Below are 21686 nucleotides of genomic sequence, written 5' to 3'. Positions count from 1 at the left end.
TACTGCCCGGTAAAGAAATCGTCTCACCCCGAATTTAATCAACACTCAACAGGAGAACATGTGCATGGATATCGTTGAAGCCATACGAATGCGAAAAAGCATAAGAAAGTATAAACCGGATCCGGTTCCGAAGGAAATCCTCAGTAACATCCTCGAGATTGCTGTCCGCGCCCCCTCAGCGATGAATACCCAGCCCTGGGAATTTACCGTGATTACTGGAAAAGTACTTGAAAATGTAAAAAACGTCAACATTGAAAAGTTGCATTCCGGTGCTCCGCTCCATCTGGAACATCCCTCCGGGGGGTGGCCTTTTGAAAGCGTGTACCGCGACCGCCAGGTGGAACTGGGCATGCAGCTTTTCGAGCTCATGGATATTCCCCGAGATGACATGGAAAAGAGGGCTGCCTGGCTTGAACGGGGTTTCCGCTACTTTGACGCGCCGGCCGCCATCATTATAATGACGGATCGCGTTCTGACGGAGGGCGGTCCCATGTTCGACATCGGTACCGTTGCCCAGAACATCTGCCTTGTCGCGCTCACTTACGGTCTCGGCACCTGTATCGAGGATCAGGGGATCATGTACCCCGACGTATTGCGGGAGCACGCAGGAATACCTGAGTCCAAACGGATAGTCATGTCCATTGCCATCGGCTATCCTGACTGGAAGTTCCCGGCAAACAGGCTGGAAAGCGCCCGGGACCCCATAGAACGTATCACCACCTGGTGCGGCTTTGATCCGATCACCGGACCGGAACAATTGTAACGGTCGTTATTGCTCACTTCCCTTTCATTTTCCTTCGTTGTCTTCCTTCCACTCTTCTGCAGCACGAAACCCCGGCCCGGATGCTTGCTGTCGTTCATAGTATCAATGACTTCTCATTGACGGCAAGGGTCACCTGTTCATCATGTCACAATATTTTTTTACCGGGAGGTGCCTGTGAACTACAAATTTTTCGAATTACAGAATGTAGAGGGTGTCGGTGTGGTCACCATCAACAAGCCGCCGGCAAACACAATGAACAGTTCCTTTACGGACGAATTGAAACACCTGGTCTCCCGGATGGATAATGCACCGGACATACGATGCGTGCTGTTCAAAAGTGCAATAAAAAAATTTTTCTCAGCGGGGGCCGACCTGACCGATATTCCGTCCGACATACCTCCTGAAGCAGCTGCATCCATGGACCAGGCACAACTGGTGAAACAGATGATCAAGGGTCTCGCGACCAAGGTAGGAGATATATTCGCCGAGGTCCATCAAACGTTCAATATGGTCGAAACCATGAGAAAACCCACCATAGCGGCCATTAACGGCCATGCCCTGGGCGGGGGGCTGGAATTCGCCATGTCCTGCGATTTTCGATTCATGGGCAGAAATTCAGGAACGATCGGACTACCTGAGATACGACTTGGGTTACTGCCCGTGGCTGGTGGCACCCAGCGGCTTCCGCGTCTCATCGGCAGGAGCAAGGCTTTGGAGTTCATGCTGGAAGGTTCAAGGATAAGTGCCGACGAAGCCCTGTCCCTCGGCCTGGTGAACAGGGTCTTTGAGGCGGAAGAACTGGAAAAGGAATCGCTTTCTTACGCAAAGAAACTTGCCCGTGGAGCTACGTACAGCATGGGCCTGATCAAGAAGTGCGTCAACACAGGCAGGGACCGGGGCATCCCGGAAGGGCTGAAAGAAGAAAGGGCAGCGGCGGTAGAATTGGTCCAAACTGAGGATTTTTTTGAAGGCCTGATGTGCTTTCTCGAAAAGAGACAACCGGAATTCAAAGGCAAATAGATGATTCCTTAACGTTCATACGCTGAAACCACTGCATCACAATTAACGAAAAAGGGGCGCAGGCAGCTTATGGTACTCTGCATGATCAATCCTCTCTGCCTGAACCTCGACATGGCAAAAACGCTGAATATTCCTAATGATATCATTAAGGAACACGGGCCGAACATCACGCGGCTGCAGAAACCCGCCATCGACATCCCGTAAAGGCAGAAACAATTTATTGTCACTTGTCACAATATCAGCGTCTTCATTTTTGTGCCGAACAAAGGAAGGCACCAACACTTGTGACAATCATCATCTTTGTCTTTTTATATTGTTTCTCTTTATACTCCAACCGTTTGCACGGTTTTACGAAATAAATGCTTGAAAGTTTCCTGAAAGGGTGTATGAAGGAATGCCGATGGCTTCAAAAGCTTTATGTTGGAGTAGTATCTATGGCAACTGAAAAGGTCTTCTGGCAGGATCCTTATCTGACGGAGCTGATCGCCACCGTAACGGATGTCAGCGGAAATATTGTCACACTTGACAGAACGATCCTCTATGCCTTTGCCGGCGGGCAGGAATCCGACCGGGGAACGATCCAGGGGTTCAAGGTCCTGAAGGCCGAAAAAGACGATCTGGAAATTTTTTATACCCTTGAAGAAGGACATGACCTGTCGACCGGTGAGAAGGTCCTTATCGAACTGGACTGGAACCGCCGGTACCGCCTCATGCGCCTTCATTTCGCCGCCGAGATCATCCTGGAACTTGTCTATCAGCGTTTCGGCCGCCCTGAAAAGGTCGGCGCCCATATCGCCGAGGACAAGGCCCGTCTCGACTTTTTCTGGGAGGGAAGCATATCCCGCATCTTCCCTCTTCTTGAGGAAAAGGCCCGCGAACTCATAGGGGCCGACCTTCCCATCACCAGTGACTTCAGTGACGGTAAAACCGAGCAGCGATTCTGGGAAATACCCGGTTTCGGAAAGGTCTCCTGTGGCGGCACGCATATTAGGCAAACCGGTGAGATCGGTCCCCTGGAGCTGAAGCGAAAAAATATCGGAAAAGGCAAAGAGCGGATAGAGATCTACCTGAAGGATTGAACTTCCATCCTCAGGCTCAATGTTCCGGCTGATCAAGGAGGCACCTGGTCGCCGTTACGGGAACGTATTGCTCGGAGCTGGAACTTTCAATGACAGACCTTCTTCCTTGAATCCAGGCTGCTTTTGGGATATTTTTGCCAAATGGTACGGTTCCCTTCCGACATGAGAATACGTTTCTTCATCACCATACTGACCATCATGTTCCTGCTTGCAGCCGGACCCCGCCCGTCGCAGGCGCTTGAAAAGGTCCCCCAGGGGACCGACGGGAAAGAAAGCGTCGTCTGGCATGTAGGAGACCGTCCGGTACGGGCCGTCATGGCGCTCGACGAGTTCGCCCTTTTCACCCGCCCGGGACAAAGGCTCGACCTGAAAGAAACGTCCCTCGCGGAAATTCTCCAGGTGGATACCCTTGCTGTCGAGGAGGGCGACCGCTTTACCCGCCTGAAGATGCCCTTCCCCGTCAACCGGAAAGACCTGCCATCCATCCTGGCCACGCTGCGCCGAACGGAAAACGCCGAAGCGGCAAGCCCCGTTTTCTACCGCGGAACGGACCGTAGCCCGGCATCCCGGCTGATCCCAACGGGAAATATCATTGTCCGCTACCCTGACTCATTGACGAAGGGTGACATTGCCGCTATTGAGGAAATCTATGACCTGGAACGGGTACAGGTCTTTCCCCTCTCCGACCGGGCGTTCCTCTATTATGCCGGCGACCCTCTCGATTCGATAGAGACGGCCGATCGGCTTTATAAAGAAAAGAATGTTCTGTATTCCTATCCCGCCTGCTTACGATACTTCGAGAAAAAAGCCATTCCGACCGATACCCTCTTCGGTGATCAGTGGCACTTGAAAAACACGGGGCAGGAGGGTGGCACGCCGGGTGAGGACGTGAACATCGTCACCACCTGGGACGTGTACCGGGGCAGTACTAACGAGGTCATTGCCGTCGTGGACGACGGCCTTGAGATACATCACGAGGATCTTCAGGCCAATGTTCTTCAGGAATACTGCTGGGATTTTGTGGACATTGACAATGATCCCACTGCCAGCAATCATGGAACATCATGCGCCGGTCTCGCCGCCGCCCGCGGATTCAACGGGATCGGTGTTGTGGGCGCCGCCCCCTCCGCCGGTCTTGTGGGAATCCGTATTATGAACGCCTATGGTTTCATTGATGAAGCCGATGAGGCCCTGGGTCTCACGTTCGAGCCGGATATAATCGACATATACAGCAATAGTTGGGGCTCCACCGACAGCGGCGCGTATTTGAAAATTCTTCCACCTGCAACGGAAGATGCTCTGGAGGCAGGCGTCACGACCGGAAGGAACGGGCTTGGAAACATTTATGTCTGGGCCGGGGGAAACGGGAACGGTGAGCCCGAATATGATAATTCAAATTATGACGGCTATACCAATTCCCGTTACACCATCGCCGTGGCCTCGTCCACCTGCGACGGAGAACAAGCCGATTACTCTGAGGAAGGTTCAAACATCCTGATAAACGCCCCGTCGAGCAGTGAAACAGCGGATGTGACGACAACGGCTCGAACATACCTTGGAAAATATACAAACACCTTCACGGGCACATCGGCGTCGACGCCCGTTGTTTCCGGCATCGTCGCCCTTATGCTGCAGGCGAACCCCTCTTTGGGCTGGCGTGACGTGCAGCACATCCTTATCACCACTGCGGAGAAGAATGATCCCCTGGATATAGACTGGACCACCAACGGCGCCGGTTATCACATCAATCATAAATACGGTTTCGGCCGGGTCGATGCAACGGCGGCGGTCACCGCCGCTGAAACGTGGTTGCCGGCCGAGGACGACGTTGTGACCGAAAAGACATCGAGTCCCCACATACCGATCCCTGACAATGATCCGGTGGGGGTCAGCGACAGCATAACGATCTCCGATGACATCACGGTTGAGTTCGTGGATGTCTTTTTTACCGCGGATCATCCCTACTGGGGGGACCTTGCGATAGTGCTGACCGCGCCCTCGGGAACACAGAGCATTCTGGCTCTGCAACACAGGAACGGTCGCGGCAACGAATACGACAACTGGCGTTTTGGAACCGTCCGCCATTTCGGGGAATCGGCCCTGGGAACATGGACACTCGCGGTGGGAGACCTGGCTGAAAAAGATTCAGGAACATTCGATACGTGGAAGATCAGGATCTACGGGGTTCCGGAGATCCACACGATCACAGCCACGGCTGGTGCGGGGGGAACTATCTCTCCTGCAGGCTCAATTGTGGTCGGTCATGGAGCAAGACAGACATTTGCGATCAAGCCCGATGATGGTTTCTGGATCGCTTCTATCAGCATAGACGGTACCGGTATTGGAGCATTTTCCACATATACCTTCACAAATGTTACCCGTGATCATACCATCGAGGCCACCTTTGCCGATCTGCCGCCAACTTACGAGATACGCGCCTCGGCGGGAGCAGGTGGAAATATCGATCCATCGGGTACGATACCGGTTGCGGCAGAAAGCGAAAAGGCATTTACCATCTCCCCCGATCAGGGGTATCATGTGTCTGATGTGCTGGTGGATGGTGCGTCGGTGGGCGCGGTCTCATCTTACACTTTTACCGACATCGGGGAAGACCATGAGATCCAGGCGCTCTTTGAGACAGACGTCGTCACATTTTCCATCACGGCAACCGCCGGTGAAGGCGGCACTATAACCCCCTCGGGGACCCTCACGGTGGCGGAAGGCGGAACCCTTTCATTTGCCGTAGCAGCGGAAAAAGGGTATTCCATCGCCGATGTTTTTGTCGATGGCACATCGGCTGGTGCCATCTCAACGTATACCTTCGAATCGGTGACGGCGGACCATGTCATCGAGGCGACCTTTGAAAAGAAAGAAAGCGGTTCCGGCGGAGGCGGCGGGTGTTTCATCGGAACGCTGTGTGGAAAACGGTAATGTTCGGGCGGTCCGTACTGAAACAAGGAAGGCTCTTGTTATATGGATATTCTTAACCTCCTGGGCAATGATACAGCGATACGGGAACTGGTCGCGGGACTGCCTTCCCTTGCACTGGTCATCGCCATCATCGTCTGCATCGTCCTTCTCTCAAAAGGCGCCGACTGGATGATCGACGGCGTGGTGAGTCTTGCCCGGCGAACAGGTCTCTCACAGGTGGTCATCGGGGCCACGATCGTTTCCCTTGGAACGACGACACCGGAGGCCTTTGTCTCCGTCGTGGCCGCCTGGCTCGGAGACCCCGGCCTGGCCCTGGGAAACGGCGTCGGCTCGATCATCGCCGACACGGGGCTTATCTTCGGCGTCACCTGTCTGCTGGCGGCGGTACCCGTGAAACGCTATATCCTGAACCGAACCGGTCTTGTGCAGGTCGGCGCCGCCACGTTGCTGGTCGTTCTCTCCCTTTTTGCCTGGTTCGCTTCGGGGGGAGAACCGGTCCTGAACCGGTGGGTCGGGATGCTTCTGCTCGTTTTGCTCGGCTGGTATCTTTTCGCCACGTACCGCTGGGCCCGGCAGGATGAAGAAGAAAAGACCCGCAGGACAGCGGACCCCCCGGCGGAAACCATGTCACTGGGAAGGGCGTGGGCATTGATAGCGGCGGGGCTGATCCTTGTGGTGGCCGGGGCACGTATTCTCGTTCCCTGTGCTGCGGAACTGGCATACAGGATCGGTGTTCCCCACGATGTCATTGCAGCGACCATGGTGGCCCTGGGAACATCACTGCCGGAACTGATGACGGCCGTGGCGTCCGTCCGCAAGGGGCATCCTGATATTACCGTGGGCAATATCGTCGGGGCCGATGTGCTGAACTGCCTTTTCGTCATCGGCGCCGCGGCGGCCACCCGTCCCCTCGCCGTTCCACCGAATTTCTTCACCTTTCACTTCCCGGCCATGCTCATCATCCTCTATTCCTTCCGGTTCTTCATCGTGATGAACCGCGACGGCCGGTTCAAGCGCTGGCAAGGGGCGTGGCTCCTGGGTATCTACCTGGTATACGTGATCCTTCAGTACGCGCTGACAATCGGTACCGGGCAGGCGTGAACAGCAGGCTGCAGAAAATTTACATATCTATCCCGCCGCCACGATGGCCTCCAGTTTTTCCAGGGCCGCCGGCAGTTGCTCGGGCTTTGACCCGCCCGCCTGGGCCATATCGGGACGCCCGCCGCCACTACCGCCCACGATGGGCGCTATCTCCTTCACGATGGCTCCCGCGTTGTACCGGCCGGTCAGGTCCTTTGTCACCATGCACAGGAGCATCGCCTTATTGTCCACTCTTCCGCCCAGCAGGATGATCCCCGACCGGAGCCGGTCACGTACCTTGTCGCCGAAATCACGCAACGCCTTGACGTTGGGCACCTCGACCATGGTGGAAAGGATTTTTACACCGGCGACCTCCTTTGCCTGTGAAAGCAAGTCGGCGGAATCCCGTGACGCAAGCTTCCCTTTGAGAGATTCCATCTCCTTTTCCATCTCTCTCTGATTCTGGAGCAGTTTCTCGATCCGGCCGGAAAGCTCGAGGGGATTCGCCCTGATCATAAAAGCCGTTCTTTTCAGTTCTTTTTCGACCTTCTCGGCATAGCGGACAGCCTCGCCGCCGGTCACGGCCTCGATCCTCCGGATCCCCGCGGCGACGGATGACTCACTGATGATCTTGAGAAACCCCACATCACCGGTTCGCCCGACATGGGTCCCGCCGCAGAGCTCCATGCTGACGTCCCCCATTTTCACCACCCGTACGGATTCACCGTATTTTTCATCGAAAACGGCGGTAGCACCCGTCTTCATGGCCTCTTCACGGGGAAGCAGCGTTGTCTCCACGGAAAAGTTCCGACGGATATATTCGTTGGCTATGTTTTCCACCCGTTCGAGCTCATCATCCTCCACTTTCGCGAAATGGGTGAAGTCAAAGCGCAGACGCTCAGCGTTGACGAGCGAGCCCGACTGTTTCACATGGTCACCGAGGACCCGTTTCAGGGAAGCCTGCAGGAGATGGGTCCCCGAGTGGTTCGCCTCAATTGCACGCCGGATGGCTTCATCCGTCTTCAGGGTCACCCGGTTGCCAACCTTTATGGTTCCCTTTTTGAGTTTTCCGATATGGCTGAACAGATCGTCGAGTGGTTTCTGCGTATCCCAGACTTCAAAGAGCGCTCCATCACCCTCGATGACTCCCACATCGCCAACCTGGCCGCCGACCTCGCCATAGAAGGGGGTTTCTTCAACGAAGATCTCTCCCTTTTCCCCCTCGGCCAGTTGATCCACCGGCTCATCTTCCTTCAGTATGGCCGTCACTTTGGAAGTGCTTTCGATGATCCCCTCGTACCCCACGAAACGGGTGGATATCTTCCGGTTCGAAAGTTTCAGGTACACGTCGGAGATCTCTTCCTCCCCGCTTCCCTTCCAGGATTCCCGGGCCTTTTCACGCTGTGCTTCCATGGCCCTTTCGAACCCCTCAAGGTCGACGGTCATCTCATGGCTGCGGACGGCATCGGCCGTCAGGTCCGTTGGAAACCCATAGGTGTCGTACAGCTTGAAAACCACACCGCCGGGAATGACCGTCTCACTCCGGCTCCTGAGGCGCTCCACTTCGTCGTTCAGTATTCTGAGGCCGGCATCAAGGGTCGCCATGAACCGCTGCTCTTCGTTGACCACAACGTTTCGCACATAGGATTCCTTGTCGAGAAGCTCCGGGTAGGCGTCCTTCATTTCACCGATGATGACGGGTATGATCTCGTTCAAAAAAGGCCGGTCCAGGCCGAGCAGTTTCCCGTGCCGTGCGGCACGCCGCAGGATGCGCCGGAGCACGTACCCCCTGCCGTCGTTGGACGGGAGAATGCCGTCGCTCACAAGAAAGGTAATGGCCCTGCTGTGGTCGGCGATGACCCGCATTGAGATGCTTGCCTCTTCACCCTCGCCGTACTTTTTCGACGCAAGTTCTTCGATCTTCCGCAGGATCCCCGAGAACAGGTCCGTATCATAGTTGCTCTGAACCCCCTGCATGACGGCGGCAAGGCGCTCCAGACCCATGCCCGTATCGATGTTCTGCTTGGGAAGAGGGTTCATTGTTCCCGCGGCATCCCGTTCGAACTGCATGAAGACGAGGTTCCACAGCTCGAGATGGCGGTCGCAGTCACAGGTGATGTCGCACTCGGGCCTCCCGCAGCCGACACCGGGGCCCTGATCGTAAATGATCTCCGAGCAGGGACCACAGGGACCGGTCTCTCCCATCATCCAGAAGTTATCCTTTTCGCCCAGGCGGAATATCTTTTCTGCGGGAACGCCGATCTTCCTGTTCCAGATCTCGAAGGCATCATCGTCATCCCGGTAGATTGTCACCAGCAGCTTTTCCTCTGGAATACCCATCACTTTCGTGAGAAATTCCCAGCCGTATTCAATGGCCCCCTCTTTGAAATAATCGCCGAAGGAAAAATTCCCGAGCATCTCGAAAAAGGTGTGGTGCCGGGCGGTAAATCCCACGTTTTCCAGGTCGTTATGTTTTCCTCCGGCCCTGACGCACTTCTGGGATGTCGTGGCCCGCGTGTAATTCCGTTCCTCCATTCCCAGAAAAACGTTCTTGAACTGGACCATCCCTGCGTTGGTAAAGAGCAGCGACGGGTCTTCCTTCGGTACGAGCATCGAACTCTGCACAATCGCGTGCCCCTGCTGCCGAAAATATTCGAGAAATTTCTTTCTGATCTCACTCGCCGTAATCAATTGATTCCTCCTTGAGCGTTCGTAATGCTTCATATATCAAAGGCGGCGGGAAACCTCTTCCGGCAAGGGTGCGATACAGCCGTCCCTTGTCCTTCAGTGATATTGTTTTCCCGCCGGTCCTGTTCTTCAGTTTCTTGTTCAGGAGCATTTCCAGTGCTTCGTGCTCTTCTATCTCCTCACGGGCCGCCGCGATGGCACGTTCTATGGCGTCGCCGCTGATTCCCTTTTCCCGAAGGTCCAGGGTGATCTTTCTGTTTCCCCAGAGCTTGTTGACGGCACAGTTTCTCGCCCACTCACGGGCAAAAGCCTCATCGTTAAGAAAGTCCCGTTCCGTCAGCCAGGACACGACCCGGTTGATCATGGAGCGGGAATACCCCGCGCTTTCCAGCCGGGACGATACCTCCTGGACGCTCCGACCCCGGTAGGCAAGCATTCGCACCGCCCGGTCCCTCGCCTTTTCAAATGCCGGTTCGTCCATCCATTATTCCTGCTGCTCGGGACGCTCCTTCAGGAGGTTGAATTTCCGTCTGACCTCAGTCTCTATGGTCTTGAACATCTCAGGATGTTCCTTCAGAAAGAGCCGCGTGTTGTCCCGGCCCTGTCCGATGCGCTCGCCGCCGTAGGCATACCAGGCACCCGACTTTTCCACAATATCATTATCCACGGCCAGGTCAAGAATGTCGCCTTCCCGCGAGATACCTTCTCCGAAGATGATATCGAATTCGGCCTCCTTGAAAGGCGGGGCCACCTTATTCTTCACCACCTTCACCCTGACGCGGTTTCCGATGATGTCCTGTCCCTGTTTGATGGCCGAGGTCTTCCTGATATCGAGCCGCATGGTAGCGTAAAATTTCAGGGCGTTGCCGCCGGTGGTCGTCTCAGGATTACCGAAAAAGACGCCGATCTTCATCCGCAACTGGTTGATAAAGATCACCGTCGTTTTGGAGCGGCCGATACTCCCCGTCAGTTTACGAAGGGCCTGTGACATAAGCCGTGCCTGGAGCCCCATCTGGGCGTCACCCATGTCTCCCTCGAGCTCTGAACGGGGAACCAGCGCTGCCACGGAATCGATGACGAGGATGTCAAGGGCGCCGCTCCGAACCAGAACCTCTGCTATCTCCAGGGCCTGCTCCCCCGTATCGGGCTGGGATATCAGCAGGTCGTCAGTATTCACCCCTATGTGCCGGGCATACGTCACGTCAAGGGCGTGCTCCGCGTCGACAAAGGCCGCCAGGCCTCCCATCCGCTGCGCTTCCGAGACCAGGTGCAAGGCCAGGGTCGTCTTCCCGCCCGATTCCGGTCCGAAGATCTCGATGACCCGGCCCCGGGGAACACCGCCCACGCCAAGGGCAATATCAAGACTGAGCGCCCCCGTGGAGATCGTCGGAACGTTTGAAATGACCTCTTCACCTCCCAGCCGCATGATGGAACCTTTTCCAAACTGTTTTTCAATCTGGGATATGGCCAGCTCTACGGCCCGTTCCTTATCGCCTTCCATTGCCATAATTCACTCCCCCTTTTCATATCGTGAGCCGGGGCCCATGTCTTCCAGCAACGGTGAAAGACCAGAACCCGGCAATGTGTTTTATTGCAAGACCTCACCCCGGAAAGGGAAACTCCGCCAGCACCGTATAGACCGCTCCGTCAGGACGCAGGTCGCTCCTGAAGAGGGTCAATGTACCGGCACTGAATGTCTTCTGTTCAATTTTCATATCTTTTACGGCCTCGCGAAGACCGATGATGGTTCCCTTCGAATACCGGGCCCTGCCCAGCGTCAGATGCGGCCGGAATGACCTGTTTTCCTTTTTAAACCCCAGGGCTTCGAGGCCTTCTTCGATCTCCCCCTGGAGGGCCGCAAGTCGCTCTGTCTCCCCTTCCAGACCTATCCAGAGCACCCGGGGCCTCTTGAAACTGGGAAAGGCGCCGAGGTGCCCCAGTTTCATCGTGAAGGGTGCGACTCCAGCCGTCCGCTCCCTGACGACACCGATGATGCCCTCACGGTCCTCACGTCGAATATCACCGAAGAATTTCAGCGTCAGATGGATCCCTTCTGGGCGGGTCCAGCGGACACCTTCCAGGAGGTTCTTCAGCCGTTTTTGAACAGACCCGATATCATCCTTGACGCCGGCTGGAAGGTCAATGGCAAGAAAGGTACGGACCGGTTTCTCAGCTTCCATGGATATCCACCCCTGTCAGTCTTCGCCTGAGCAGTTCAAGGGCGATGTGGGCGGTCATTTCCTTGTTTCTCCGGCGGTCCCAGCGAAAGTGGAACTCGCGCCACACCGTACCGTCCCTGTCTGTAATGGCCATAAAGACGGTCCCCACGGGTTTTTCCTTTGTCCCTCCTGTGGGACCGGCGATTCCCGTCGTCGCCAGGCCGATGTCGGTCCCTGCAAGGGCCCGGATTCCTTCAGCCATGGCCACGGCCGTCTCACTGCTGACCGCCCCTTTGGTTTCAATGACCCCGGCCGGCACCCCCAGCAGTTCCATTTTTGACCGGTTGCTGTATACCACGACACCCCTTTCCAGAACATTGGAACTTCCCGGCACATCGGTCAGGTGATCCGTAATGAGCCCGCCAGAACATGATTCCGCCACGGAAAGGGTAAGGCCTTTCTCCCGCAACAAGGCATACACCACACCTTCAAGGGTCTCGTCATCATACCCGAAGACGTACGGATGAAGACGCTCCTCGATCCATCCGACCAGTGACGACAGTTTTTCACGGCCTTCTTCATCCCCTCCGTTCCGCGCGGTCAGGACGATGTGGTTTTCCGGGAAACGGGGGTAGAACCCGACGGTCATCCCCGCGGGTGCCCGCAGGTCCGAGAGCCGTTTCGCCACTTCAGCCTCGGTAAGTCCGAAGGTCTTGATGGTTTTCCGAAGCGGCGCTGCGTTGTCCCTGCCGGCTGCTTTTCTGAGCCGGGGTAGAACTCCCTCGGGAAACATCCGATACACTTCGCGGGGGACGCCGGGAATGACGAAGACCGGCACACCATCCCGAAGCAGTGAAAATCCGCAGGCGGTCCCGACGGGATTGTTTATGACATCAGCGCCTTGAGGAAACCGGGCCTGTTTCGCGTTCGTGTCCGACCAGGGAAGACCGACGGCTGTGAAAAGTTCCTTCATTCGCTGCAGGATCGCCTCATCCGTATAGAGTTCGAGGTCGAAGGCGGTGGCGATCGCTTCCGTGGTGATGTCATCGGCCGTCGGACCGAGGCCTCCCATAACGATGACAGCGTTGGAGATCTTTATGAGATAGGCGAGGGCCGCGGCAATGGCCGTCCCTTCATCACCGACGATGTGGATGCCGGAGATCCGCCACCCTTCGGCGTGGATCTCGCGGGCCAGGTAGGATGAGTTCGTATCCTGGGTCATCCCGCCCGTCAGTTCATCACCGATAGCCATGATACCAATGTTCACCGGTTCCTCCTACAGGCCCGTCAGGGCAATTATCAGCTGTAACACAACGTTCGCGTATACACCGGCGACAACGTCATCTCCTACGATACCGTATCCGCCAGGCAGTCGCCGTTCGCAGGCACGGATCGGAAAAGGCTTGGTAATATCAAAAAGCCGGAAAAGAAGGAAACCCAAAAGTATGTGCGCCGTCGTGGGCGCGACGAGAAACATGGTAACCAGGAACCCGACGACCTCGTCGATGACAACCCGTGAGGGGTCCCGTTCCCGGAACAGTTTCTCCGCTTCCTGGGAAACGAAGACGGCGAGAAAAAAAAGGGCTGTAACCGACAACAGGTAGAGCGGCCGGGAAAAGGTCGCAAAGAGCAGGAACAGAGGGATTCCTACAAGCGTTCCCACGGTACCCGGCGCTAGGGGGGAAAGGCCGCTTCCGAACCCGACCGCCACAATTTTCACGAATTTCTCAAACACGCCATGCCCCATTCTTGTCAACCGGTGGCAGCCGGGTTGCTGCAGCATTCGTGAAAACCGGGACCTTTCACATCGCTGCGTTCCGTTACCTGTGCCCTATATAGTACAAGAACGGTGTAATGTAAAGCCCCTTCAACGGCGGATCACTCCCGGCACAAATCAGCCGCATCTATCCGTATTTATTAACTTTACAGAACCCCGGCATGAAGACGGCCCGGCGGCTCCCACCGTAAAATACCGCTTGACAATAGAACGATTGTTCTATTATATGGAATCCATGGAAAAAAGAAAACGAACCAGGGAAAGCGTGGAAAAACGGATCACCGGGTTCTTTCGTGAATACCGGCGGATGCCCACCTATTCCGAAATGATGCGCCTTCTCGGGGTACGTTCGAAGAGCGTCGTCGATTTCTGGGTCAGAAAACTCGTCGCCGCCGGTACGCTTGAAAAGGATAACCGGGGATTCCTGAGGCCGGCCCAGCGCGCCCTTCCGATCCCTCTGGTGGGGGAAGTCACCGCCGGGTTTCCCTCACCCGCCGAGGAGGAATTGCGGGACACGATCTCCCTCGACGATTACCTGATCACCCGCCCTGATTCCTCGTTCCTGCTGAAGGTCACCGGAGACTCGATGATCGACGAAGGCATCCGCCCGGGAGATATCGTCATCGTGGAAAAGGGCCGGGAACCGCGAAACGGTGACGTCATCATCGCCGAGGTGGACGGAGAATGGACGATGAAATACTTCAGAAAGCGGCGGGGCACCGTCGTCCTCGAGGCGGCGAACCCCCGTTACCCGCCCATCAAACCGAAATCGGAGCTCACGATCGGCGGCGTCATCACCGGGGTGATACGGAAGTATTAAGCTATGGATTAAGGGGATTACGGATTAGGGATTACGGATTACGGATTAGGGATTATGGGATCAGGTTTATGAATGGTAAACAAACGGGGTTCTTCTCCCATATAGTTAAGGAAAAGGGTTCAAGGGTTCAAGGGTTCAAGGGTTCGAGGGTATTTTTTACATTATGGTGCTCCTATCCACGCATAATGGACATGATGTATAAGAATACATTCAAATTCTTGCCCACTCCCGGGTTTTCGCTTGGACCCTTGGCCCCTTTGTCGCTTTGCCCCTTTGCCACTTTGCCACTTTGTCGCTTTGCCACTTTTTTATTATGAACATCTTCGGTCTTCATTCCTGGCCCCGTGCCGTTCTTCACTGTGACGGGGATGCCTTTTTCACCTCCTGCGAGGAGGCCATCCACCCCGAGTTGCGGGGGAAACCGCTCATTACGGGCGGCGAGCGGGGGATCGTGGCCTGTGCCAACTACGTGGCGAAGGACCGGGGCGTCAAGCGGGGCGTTCCCCTCTACCAGGCCAGAAAACTCTGCCCTGAACTGGTCATTCTCCCCTCCGATTACGAAACCTACAGTCTCTTTTCAAAGGGAATGTTCAACATCATCCGCCGGTTCACTCCCCAAGTCGAGGAATACTCCATCGACGAAGCCTTCGCCGACATTACCGGCCTGCGGCGGGTCTTTCACACATCCTACGAAGGTATCGCCCTGGCCGTGAAGAATGAAATCCGGCGGGAACTGGGCATCAGTGTAACGGCGGGGCTGAGCACCACGAAAGTGCTGGCCAAGATCGCCTCCAAATACCGGAAGCCCGACGGTTTCACGGTCATCCCGGGCAGGAGCATCGCTTCATACCTGGAGAAGGTTCCCGTGGACACCGTATGGGGGGTCGGCCACGCCACGACCCAGCACCTGCGGAAGCTGGGCGTTCGAACAGCCCTCGATTTCGCCAGGCTCCCCGAAGAACTGATGAGAAGGCGTTTCACCAAGCCGACCCGGGAGATATGGCGGGAACTGCGCGGGGAGCCGGTCTATCCCGTCGAGGCGGCGGAAAAAACCTCCTACGCATCGATCAGCAAGATGAAGACCTTCGCGCCGCCGACGGAAGATGCCGATTACCTTTTCGCGCACCTTATGAGAAACCTTGAGTCGGCCTGCATCAAGGCCCGCCGGTACCGCCTGGCGCCGGTCAAGATCGCCGCGGTGATGAAGGAAAACAATTTTTCCACGAGCTGCGCCGAGGCAAAGCTGAATCGTCCCTCGGCCCGTCCCCTCGAACTTTCACGGTTGCTCCGGGAACTTTTTGAAACGCTCTATCGAGGAAACCGTCTCTACCGGGCGACTGGCGTCGTTCTCCTGGAGCTCATAGAAGATAATCATATCCAGTATTCCCTTTTCGAGAGCCCCCTGAGAATCGAGAAGATAGAAAACCTGTACGCGGCGACCGACGTCCTTTCGGAAAAGTACGGAAAGCATACCCTTCACCTCGGCGGGTCCCATCTGCTGGAACTGATCGGAACGGGCAAACGGGGAGCTCCCACGGTCCGGCAGCAGACACGATTCACGGGGGAAACGCGACGAAAACACCTCGGCCTTCCCATACTTCATGTAAACGTGTGAAGCTCCGATCTCATGAGCTCACAAGTTCGCGAGGATCGCAATTCCCTTAAGGTATCGGGAGTCGTGAACCGACGGCTCCTGTTCATTTTATGAACATTCTCCGTTCGTGTCGGAATCGGCGAATCCCATCAGGAGAAAGACCGTAACGATACTCACTGACCACCATGCCGAGTCACCCGGCATAGGTGAAAGTTCCTTTATATTCCACAGATTACCGCTTTGATTTTTGTCAGGAATGTGCTATAGAACCAACCATAATTATTGCGTTTCCGGGCTACTTGCGAACATTCTACATCCATTTGCCGTTGAACCTATCCTCTCACCGGGCCGGCACGAGTCATGGCAGACTCTCGCTGTGATCACCCGTGGGGAAGATTTGAAATAAAGATTCCGAAAAGGAGGAGTATATGGCCAAGTTTGAAGAAACGTCAATGGGTGCAGTCTTTCAGAACCGAGTGGAGAAATACGGAAACAGCCCTCTTGTCGCCTACAAGAACAAAGCCGGCGTTTACGAAGACATCTCATGGAACAAGATGAACGAGATGGTCCGCAACCTCGGGTATTTCCTCATCTCAAAGGGTATCAAGAGCGGTGACAAGGTCGCTCTCTTTTCTCCCAACAGATATGAATGGTGGATCGCCGACCTGGCGATCCTTTCCGTCGGCGCCGTGAACGTGCCAATCTACGCGACCAATTCAGCCGAAGAATCACGTTACATCATCGAGAACTCCGATTCAAAGATGTGTTTTGTGGCAACGAAGGAACACATGGATAAGATCCTGGAAGTGAAGGGTAAACTGCCGAACCTGGGTGAGATCATATCTTTCGACGAACTTGACACGCCGGTCCCGGGTGTCATTACCCTGGCCGAAGCGATGAAAGAGGGAAGCACATACTCGGACAAGGAAGAATTCGATCGCAGGATAAAGGCGACCAAGCTTGCCGATCTGGCAACCATCATCTACACCTCGGGAACCACCGGCCCGCCCAAAGGGGTTATGCTCTCCCATAACAACTTCTTCTCGAACTGCAACCAGTGCTACGATGTGGACCCGAGCACGTTCCAGAGGGAGAATCTGAATTTTCTCTCCTTCCTGCCGCTGGCCCATTCGTTTGAAAGGACCGTGGGCTACTACCTGCCCCTCTTTACGGGCAAGAAAGTGTACTTCGCCGAGGACTTCGCGAAGATACTTGAAAACTTCCAGGAAGTACACCCGACCTGCATTGTCAGTGTGCCGAGGCTCTACGAGAAAATCCACGCCGGTATCGTCGCCAAGGTCTCCACCGCGCCGCCTGTCAAGAAGGCGTTGTTCAACTGGGCCATGGGGCTTGCCAAAAAGAACCTGCCCTACGTATGCAATGACAAACCCCGCACAGGCCTCTTCGCGTTCCAATACAATCTTGCGGACAAGCTGATTTTCTCGAAATTGAAGGACGCTCTTGGAATGGACAGGCTTGAGTTCGCTTTTTCCGGCGGCGGCCCCCTTGCCGTGACAGACGCTGAATTCTTTCTCGGCATGGGCATCAAAGTCATCGAGGGATTCGGCCTCACCGAAACCACACCGGTGGTGAATGCCAACAAACCTTTCAAGATCAAGCCGGGCACCGTCGGGCCCGCCGTCAGGGACACCAGTGAACGCATCGACGAAAAAAGCGGTGAGATCCTCATCAAGGGTCCCCAGATCATGATGGGCTATTACAAGAACGAGGAAGCAACGAAAGAGGCCTTCACCGATGACGGTTACTTCAAGACCGGAGACATCGGCGAGTTCGACGATGAGGGATACCTGAAAATAACGGGCCGGATAAAGGACCTGATCATCACCTCTGGAGGGAAGAACATTTCACCTCAGAACCTCGAAAACGATATGAAGGCGTCACGATTCATCGAACAGGTGGCCGTGATCGGCGACAACCGGAAATACCTCTCCGCCCTCGTCGTTCCGAATTTCGAGGAGCTTGAAGCCTGGGCGAAGGAACAGAACATTTCCTTCGGCAGCCGCAAGGAACTTATTGAGAACGACGCTGTAAGAAAGCTCTACGAAGGAGAGATCAAGGAAACGACCAAAAACTACGCCCGTGTCGAGCAGATCAGAAAATTCAGTCTCCTGGAAAGCGAGTGGTCGCAGGAAACGGACGAACTCACGCCGACGTTGAAGGTAAAGCGGCGTGTCATCAACCAGAAATATTCCACGGTCATCGACGACATGTACGTGGGAGAGTAGCCACAGGAAGGTCCCGCAAACCGGCAGGGTGGACCGGACACAAACTTTATGCACCGCACCATAACCTCCTGTATTTTTATCGCGCCTGCATAAAACCGGTTCCCCTGCCGGATTTTTCACCGTGTCGGAAAAGTCCGTAACAATAAGCCCTTGTCAATTCCGTCTATTTTCCTTGACAGGACCTGCCCCTTTTGTATATAAGGAGCGCCTGTTTGTGAAACGTTATGCCCATTGATATCACCATCGTGATGGCTCTTGCATGATCCGGCACCGGTCATGCAGGGTATTATTTTTTGGGTATCACACAAAAAATAATATAATGGAGGTTCGCCATGAAGCCCACGGGTACACAGCTCGTCGCCGAATTCTTCAATTGCTCCAAGGACATCATTAACGACCGGGAAGCCATCGAACAGGTCCTGCGTGACGGCATCGGCAGGTCCGGTATCGACCTCATCAGCATCAACAGTCACTGTTACGACCCCATCGGAATCACATCGATAGCCGTCATCAGCGAATCGCACGTGGCTATCCATACCTACCCGGAAGCCCGCCACGCATCCATCGACATATTCACCTGCTCCCGGAATGAAGGATGCTCCCTGAAAATACTTGAATTCTTCAAGGAGCGCCTTGCCCCGCGAACAACGAGAACAGCTGAAATATCCCGGGGAAACCCCATAGAAGTGACCAACACCAACTGGATAACCGATGATACCGGGTCCGCGGGCTTCGATATCCGCTACCACATTGAACGGGAGATATTCAGCAAGAAATCGAAGTACCAGGATATATTGATCATAGAAAATGAAAGTTTCGGAAGGATGCTTTTTCTCGACAACGATCTCCAGATAGCCGAGCATGATGCCCATCTGTACAATTCAAGCATGGTAAGGCCTCTTATGAAACCGGGCCTGTCCCTTGACCATGTCGCGATACTTGGGGGCGGCGACGGCGGGGTGCTTCGGGAGGTCCTGAAACTGAACCCCTCGCGGGTGACCCTGATCGACATCGATGAAGAAGTTGTGACGGCCTGCCGCACCCACTTGAGCGCGGTCTGCGGTAATGCCTTCGATGACGCTCGGACGGAGGTTATCTACGACGACGCATTCAGGTTCCTTGATCAGGACCGGCGTTACGATGCCCTTATTTATGACCTGACGATGCACCCGGAAGCTTTTATCGACATGGATCGTGAAGAGTATCTCGATCTGATCTTCGGGAAAACGTCAAAGGCCCTGAAACAGGGAGGTGCCTTATCTGCGCAATGCTGCTCGGGTCACGACCATGAGACACGGGAAATCTCGGAACGGATCCTGACGAAACATTTCTCGGATGTGACCTTTTCCAGCACCTTCATACCTTCCTACTGCTCCCCCTGGGTCTACGCGAGCGCGACCAGGAAGTGACCCGCGTAAATGACGGGAGATCACACCGATCAGGTGTATTCGAGCCTGATGTCACCCAGTTCGACCATCTCGCAGTGTTCCGCCTTCCCGTAAAAATCAATGACGTCCTTGATGGGTCCGTGTATTCTCCCCTTCCCCCGCAGTTCGTATTCATGAAGAGGGGCGTATGCTTCCACGCCTTTTCCTTCGGGGTTTATCTTCTCCACCGGCTTGTATCCGGCTTCGAGATGCAGCCCCGTGGAATGATCCGAAAGGGAACCGAAAAGCTCTTTCAGTTTATCCCCTAATTCCCGTGTATAGGCCCGGTAACTGAAATCAAAATACGCCGTTTTTATTTCTTTTACCGACACGATGTTTATGTCGAGATGTCCCTTGCGGCGCTCCAGCGCCTGACTGAGCAGTTCGTGGAAACCGGCGCCCACGATGAAGTGGACCGTTCGGCCCCGCACGTTAAGAAGACGCAGGAGCTGGCCGAATTTATCCTCATTTTCTATGTGGTGTTCCCGGCCGAAAATGACCTCACCATCGAGTTCGCTTCCCTCAAGATAGCCGAGGACGAAGCCCTTGACGCATTCAAAGGAACCTTCAACCACAACTTCATAATAGGTCTTCATCATCTCCCGTTACCCCCTGTTTGAAATACCCATGGATCCGCCGAATCTCAGAAAAACACGAAGGTCACTATGATGAAAACCGGGATCAGCATGGGCATGGAGTATTTTAACATGTATCCGAAGAAACTCGGCATATTGATTCCCGCTTCTTCGGCGATCGATTTCACCATGAAGTTCGGCGCGTTCCCGATGTATGTGTTGGCACCCATGAAGACGGCCCCTGCCGAGATTGCTTTCAGATAACTGATGAACAGGGGATTTGCCGTTTCGGCCCCCGCCGCCAGTGCCGCCGGCACACAGGGTTCCGTGAGCCCCAGCTTGCCCAGCGCGAGATTGAAGAAGGTGAGATAGGTCGGCGCATTGTCCAGGAACGATGAAAGCGCCCCCGTCACCCAGTAGTAGTGATAGGGTTCCTTCACCAGCGCGACCAGGCTCGCCATCGCCCCGTGGCTGCCCGCCTTCAGTATCGCCAGGGCGGGAATGATCGTCATGAAAATGCCGGCGAACAGTTTGGCCACTTCTATGATGGGAAACCAGGAAAAATCGTTGGCTTCCCTGAGTTCCCTCGGCGTAGCGAAAAGGGACAGGGCCCCCATGATCAGAATACCGACGTCACGGACCGTGTTTTGATATTCCATGTGAACGCCCATGACCATGACGTGTCCCGGCTTCCAGTATCCGCTCATCAGGACCAGCCCGACGACACCACCGAGAAAGAGAAAATTATAGATGCCCTGCACCCGCACCGGCGCTTTTTCTCCATCATCGGCGACGGCCAGTTTTCCTGTCTTCATTTCTTTCCGGTAATAGATGGTGTCGATCACGAAGAACATGGCCAGGAGGATCGCCGTCGTCAGAAGCATGTGAGGCAGGATTCCCGTGGTCACCCAGAAGAAGGGAACGTTATGCAGGAAACCCAGAAAGAGCGGCGGATCACCCAGCGGTGTGAGGGAACCGCCGATATTGGCAACGAGAAAAATGAAAAAACACACCACATGGACCTTGTTCAACCGGTATTTGTTTGCCCGCAGCACAGGCCGTATCATGACCATGGCCGCTCCCGTCGTTCCCACCCAGGAAGCCAGGACCGTTCCGATGAGAAGCATGATGGTGTTTAGCACGGGCGTCCCCCTGAGCGTCCCGCTGATCACGACACCGCCGGCGATCGTGAACAGGCCCCAGAGCAGAATGATAAAGGGAATGTAATCAATCAGATAGATATGAAATATCTGATGAAGTGCCTCCATGTGATAGACGTACAGAAAGGGTACGGCGAAAAGGAGCGCCCAGAAGGCGGAGATTTTGCCGAAATGATTATGCCAGAAATGAGGGAAAGCAAGCGGGAAGAGCGCTATGGACAGAAGAATTCCTGCAAAGGGAATAACCGTCCAGACCGGCAGAACGGCGCCGATACCGATCCCAATCGGGCAGGAGGCATCCTCCACGACGCTTGCCAGCACCGGGTGCGCCGTATAGAGAGAAACAACCAGCATCGCGGACAGGCCG

The 21686-nt window shown here is 55.1% G+C and carries 17 protein-coding genes; 9 read left to right on the top strand and 8 right to left on the bottom strand.

All coding sequences use genetic code 11. From position 1 onward, the window contains the following. Positions 1–64: 64 nt before the first annotated feature. The 5 genes from JXO48_09475 to JXO48_09455 all read left to right on the top strand — a co-directional run bounded on the left by JXO48_09475 (position 65) and on the right by JXO48_09455 (position 6894). Positions 65–763, top strand: coding sequence for a nitroreductase (locus JXO48_09475; GenBank protein ID MBN2284106.1), 699 nt, complete (start codon positions 65–67; stop codon positions 761–763). A 174-nt stretch (positions 764–937) separates the two neighbouring features. Continuing rightward, positions 938–1783: an enoyl-CoA hydratase/isomerase family protein gene (locus JXO48_09470; protein ID MBN2284105.1), complete on the top strand. Its 846-nt coding sequence runs from the start codon at positions 938–940 to the stop codon at positions 1781–1783. Positions 1784–2217: 434 nt separating this feature from the next. Continuing rightward, on the top strand, positions 2218–2862 hold the full coding sequence (locus tag JXO48_09465; GenBank protein ID MBN2284104.1) for an alanyl-tRNA editing protein: 645 nt from the start codon (positions 2218–2220) through the stop codon (positions 2860–2862). A gap of 141 nt (positions 2863–3003) precedes the next feature. After that, positions 3004–5793, top strand: coding sequence for a S8 family serine peptidase (locus JXO48_09460; protein MBN2284103.1), 2790 nt, complete (start codon positions 3004–3006; stop codon positions 5791–5793). Positions 5794–5835: 42 nt separating this feature from the next. Next, positions 5836–6894 carry a calcium/sodium antiporter gene (locus JXO48_09455; protein ID MBN2284102.1) on the top strand — a complete coding sequence of 353 codons (1059 nt, stop codon included), beginning with the start codon at positions 5836–5838 and terminating at the stop codon, positions 6892–6894. A 27-nt stretch (positions 6895–6921) separates the two neighbouring features. Here JXO48_09455 and alaS read toward each other — a convergent pair whose 3' ends face one another. From alaS to JXO48_09425, 6 genes are all read right to left on the bottom strand, one after another. Continuing rightward, complete coding sequence (alaS, locus tag JXO48_09450) at positions 6922–9561, bottom strand: alanine--tRNA ligase (protein MBN2284101.1); 2640 nt, start codon at positions 9559–9561, stop codon at positions 6922–6924. Then, on the bottom strand, positions 9548–10042 hold the full coding sequence (locus tag JXO48_09445; GenBank protein MBN2284100.1) for a RecX family transcriptional regulator: 495 nt from the start codon (positions 10040–10042) through the stop codon (positions 9548–9550). Before JXO48_09445 ends, alaS begins: the two co-directional genes overlap by 14 nt. 3 nt (positions 10043–10045) lie before the next feature. After that, complete coding sequence (gene recA / locus JXO48_09440; protein MBN2284099.1) at positions 10046–11062, bottom strand: recombinase RecA; 1017 nt, start codon at positions 11060–11062, stop codon at positions 10046–10048. Between the two features lie 100 nt (positions 11063–11162). Beyond that, a complete protein-coding gene (gene thpR, locus JXO48_09435; protein ID MBN2284098.1) occupies positions 11163–11741 on the bottom strand; it encodes an RNA 2',3'-cyclic phosphodiesterase in 579 nt (192 codons plus the stop codon). After that, entirely contained in the window at positions 11731–12987 is a 1257-nt protein-coding gene (locus JXO48_09430) for a CinA family nicotinamide mononucleotide deamidase-related protein (protein ID MBN2284097.1), read from the bottom strand. The genes thpR and JXO48_09430 overlap by 11 nt, the downstream gene beginning before the upstream one ends. 9 nt (positions 12988–12996) lie before the next feature. After that, positions 12997–13467, bottom strand: coding sequence for a phosphatidylglycerophosphatase A (locus tag JXO48_09425; GenBank protein MBN2284096.1), 471 nt, complete (start codon positions 13465–13467; stop codon positions 12997–12999). A gap of 265 nt (positions 13468–13732) precedes the next feature. Between JXO48_09425 and lexA the strand changes: the two genes are divergently transcribed. From lexA to speD, 4 genes are all read left to right on the top strand, one after another. Then, positions 13733–14317, top strand: a complete 585-nt coding sequence (gene lexA / locus JXO48_09420; GenBank protein ID MBN2284095.1) for a repressor LexA — start codon at positions 13733–13735, stop codon at positions 14315–14317. Between the two features lie 313 nt (positions 14318–14630). Further along, a complete protein-coding gene (locus tag JXO48_09415; protein MBN2284094.1) occupies positions 14631–15932 on the top strand; it encodes a DNA polymerase IV in 1302 nt (433 codons plus the stop codon). A 407-nt stretch (positions 15933–16339) separates the two neighbouring features. Continuing rightward, a complete protein-coding gene (locus tag JXO48_09410) occupies positions 16340–18157 on the top strand; it encodes a long-chain fatty acid--CoA ligase (GenBank protein ID MBN2284093.1) in 1818 nt (605 codons plus the stop codon). Positions 18158–18489: 332 nt separating this feature from the next. Further along, on the top strand, positions 18490–19566 hold the full coding sequence (gene speD / locus JXO48_09405; GenBank protein ID MBN2284092.1) for an adenosylmethionine decarboxylase: 1077 nt from the start codon (positions 18490–18492) through the stop codon (positions 19564–19566). 29 nt (positions 19567–19595) lie between these two features. Here speD and JXO48_09400 read toward each other — a convergent pair whose 3' ends face one another. Together JXO48_09400 and JXO48_09395 are read right to left on the bottom strand one after the other, a co-directional pair. Beyond that, complete coding sequence (locus JXO48_09400) at positions 19596–20183, bottom strand: hypothetical protein (protein ID MBN2284091.1); 588 nt, start codon at positions 20181–20183, stop codon at positions 19596–19598. Between the two features lie 44 nt (positions 20184–20227). After that, the gene (locus JXO48_09395) at positions 20228–21673 is read right to left on the bottom strand and encodes a sodium:proton antiporter (protein MBN2284090.1); all 1446 of its coding nucleotides are present in this window, start codon (positions 21671–21673) and stop codon (positions 20228–20230) included. Between the last annotated feature and the right edge of the window lie 13 nt (positions 21674–21686).

The sequence above is a fragment of the Deltaproteobacteria bacterium genome, from assembly GCA_016933965.1.
Taxonomy (GTDB): domain Bacteria; phylum Desulfobacterota; class Syntrophia; order Syntrophales; family UBA2210; genus JAFGTS01.
Note: the sequence above shows the minus strand (reverse complement) of the source record. Positions and strands in the feature narration are given on the sequence as shown.